This window comes from Synechococcus sp. H55.9, from assembly GCF_047462355.1.
Classification (GTDB): Bacteria; Cyanobacteriota; Cyanobacteriia; order Thermostichales; family Thermostichaceae; genus Thermostichus.
Map to the genome: position 1 here is coordinate 1 of NZ_JANSJB010000150.1, position 3,261 is coordinate 3,261.

General features: G+C 63.4%; 2 rRNA genes. Both read right to left on the reverse strand.

The window, feature by feature from the left end:
• Positions 1 to 114: ribosomal RNA gene (rrf, locus tag NW857_RS12610) — 5S ribosomal RNA — on the reverse strand; the annotation flags it as partial.
• Between the two features lie 94 nt (positions 115 to 208).
• Positions 209 to 3,148 (reverse strand): 23S ribosomal RNA (locus NW857_RS12615).
• Positions 3,149 to 3,261: the final 113 nt, after the last annotated feature.

Below are 3,261 nucleotides of genomic sequence, written 5' to 3' on the forward strand. Positions count from 1 at the left end.
GGGTGCGTGGACCTAGGTTCCCAGCGGAGAGCCGCCAGTAGGATCGGCGCTGCGATGTTTCACGACCCGGTTCGGGATGGATCGGGGTGGGTCCACCGCGCTCCTCACACACCCAGTGGTTGAAGGTCGTCCCTTCACCCCTCACGCGATTGTCCTTCTTGCTGCCTGCACCATCACCACGCTCCCGTCCCGGCCCCCTCGCCGCGACGGACGGAAGCCCTCGCCCCTGCGCACCGGTCGCCTCTACGGGTCACCCCGCCTCCAGCTCCGGCCGCTTATCCCGCTCATCTCGCGGGGGGCTTACCAGCCTTGCGCTGTGAGAGCAGTCGTCTTGCGGCGTGTTTCCCACTTAGATGCTTTCAGCGGTTCTCACTCCCGGACATAGCTACGGAGCTTGCAGGCCGCCCCACAACTCCTCCACCAGCGGTCCGTCCAGCCCGGTCCTCTCGTACTAGGGCCAGCCCCGCGCACTGCTCTACGCGCTCAGAGCGGATAGAGACCGAACTGTCTCACGACGTTCTGAACCCAGCTCGCGTGCCGCTTTCATGGGCGAACAGCCCAACCCTTGGGACCTACTCCAGCCCCAGGATGCGACGAGCCGACATCGAGGTGCCACGCTCCGCCGTCGATATGAACTCTTGGGCGGTCTGAGCCTGTTATCCCCGGGGTAGCTTTTATCCGTTAAGCCACAGCCCTTCCACCCGGTACTGTGGGATCACTACGGCCGACTTTCATCCCTGCTCGGCCTGTCTGCCTCGCAGTCAAGCGCCCTTCTGCCGTTGCACTCCACGGCGGATGACCATCCCGCCTGAGGGCGCCATTGCGCGCCTCCGTTACCCTTTAGGAGGCGACCGCCCCAGTCAAACTACCCGCCAGCCACCGTCCCAGCCTTCCGCCGGTGAGGGCAGCGCAGACCGAAGAGTGGTATTTCACCGTCGGCTCCAGCAGACCCGCAAGTCCGCCTTCTCCGCCTCCCACCTATCCTACGCATCCGCCTGCACGGCCCGATGGCAAGCTGTAGTAAAGCTCCACGGGGTCTTTTTGTCCCGCTCTGAGTTGGCCGCATCTTCACGGCCACTGCAATTTCACCGAGCCCCCGGTCGAGACAGTGCCCAGATCGTGATGCCTTTCGTGCGGGTCGGAACTTACCCGACAAGGAATTTCGCTACCTTAGGACTGTTATAGTTACAGCCGCCGTTTACCGGGGCTTCGGTTTGGAGCGTTCACCCCTCCCCTTAACCTTCCGGCACTGGGCAGGCATCACCCCCTATACGTCGCCTTCCGGCTTCAGCAGGGAGCTGTGGTTCTGGTATCCAGTCGCCCGGGCCTGGACCCTGCGGCTGCCTCGGGCTCCACCCGCCAGGGGCTTCACCCTACACGCAGCACCCCTTCTTCCGAAGGTACGGGGTCAATTTGCCGAGTTCCTTAACCGGGGGTCACTCGTCCACCTTGGTCTCCTCGACCTGTCTACCTGTGTCGGTTTGCGGTACGGGCGTGGGTGGTCTCCCGAGCCGGCCTTTCGTGGCTGCACAGGCGCCTCGCCATTGGCGGTTGGTTCCCCAACCCCCTTTCACTCACCTCTCGGTCAGCGCAGGACGGATTTCCTTCGCCCTGCTCCCTACCGGCTTGGACGGCGCTCGTCTCGCCGCGGCGACTACCCCTCAGCATCCGGCATTGGTCAAGCGACCACTCCACGGTACAGGACTATTCACCTGTTGTCCATCGGGTCTGGCCGTGGCCGTCCCCTTAGGCCCGACTACCCTGCCGCGGTGCATCCGTGCGGCAGAACCCTTTGACTTTCGGTGGCGATGATTGCCACATCGCTTCTCCGTTACTCATTCCGGCATTCGCACTCGTGCCCGCTCCAGTGCGGCTTCCGCCGTCCCTTCCCTGCGGTCACGACGCTCCCCTACCGTTGACCTCTCGGTCAACCCGCGGCTTCGGTGGGTCGCTTTGCCCCGTTACAGCCTCGGCGCAGCGCTGCTTGACCAGTGAGCTGTTACGCACTCTTTCAAGGATGGCTGCTTCTAAGCCAACCTCCTGGTTGTCTAAGCGGCGCCACAACCTTTCCCACTTAGCGACCACTGGGGGACCTTAGCCGGCGGTCTGGGTTGTTTCCCTCTCGACGACGGATATTCGCACCCGCCGTCTCACTCGCGGTGCACACACCCGGCATTCGCAGTTTGCCGTCGCTTGGTAAGCGGTGAAGCCCCCGCACAACAACAGTGCTCTACCTCCGGGTGTGCCATTGCCGCGGCTGTACCTCAATACATTTCGGGGAGAACCAGCTATCTCCGTGTTCGATTGGCATTTCACCCCTACCCACAGCTCATCCGAGCCTTTTGCAACAGACACCGGTGCGGCCCTCCACGTCCTGTTAGGGACGCTTCAGCCTGGCCATGGGTAGCTCACACGGTTTCGGGTCAATCCCCGGCGACGCTCGCCCTGTTCAGGCTCGCGTTCACTCCGGCTCCGGCTGGCTCTGCCTTAACCACGCCACCGAGGATTACTCGCCGGATCATACTCCAAAAGGCACGCGGTCACCGGTTGCCCGGCTCCCACGGCGTGGAAGCACACGATTTCAGGGTCTCTTTCACTCCCCTCACCGGGGTACTTTTCACCGTTCCCTCACGGTACTGTGCGCTATCGGTCACTGCGTGTAGCTTGCCTTGGACAGTGGTCTGCCCGGCTTCAGCCCGGGTTCTTCGTGCCCGGACCTACTCAGGAACGACCCCTCACGCTGAGGCGCACGCATACGCGACTCTCACGCTCTCTGGTGCAGGGTTCCACACTGCTTCTGCTGAACGCGGTCGCGTGAGGCCCATCGAGCAGGATGGGCGTGGGTCGTCCTCCAACCCCGTGCGCGCAACGGCTGCTCCCTTGGCACGCGCACGGTTTAGGCCTCACCCGGTTCGCTCGCCGCTACTACGGGTGTCGTTCACTCTTCCTCCGGCTACTGAGATGTTTCAGTTGGCCGGGTTCCCGCTCCGCGCATGCGGAGCGCTGCCAGATGGCAGCGGGTTGCCCCATTCGGAGACCTCCGGATCACAGCCTGCACGCGGCTCCCCGGAGCATATCGGTGCCGTGCCCCGTCCTTCCTCGGCACGCAGCGCCATGGCATCCATCGTGTGCTCATCATGTCTTCCGTCCGTCACGGCCAATGGGCCGAACGGCACCTGGTGCACGGGTGGACAACGCGCACCAGGGATGGTGATGATGCAGGTTCTCTCTCAACAATCGCGTGAGTTGTCAAGGTACGAC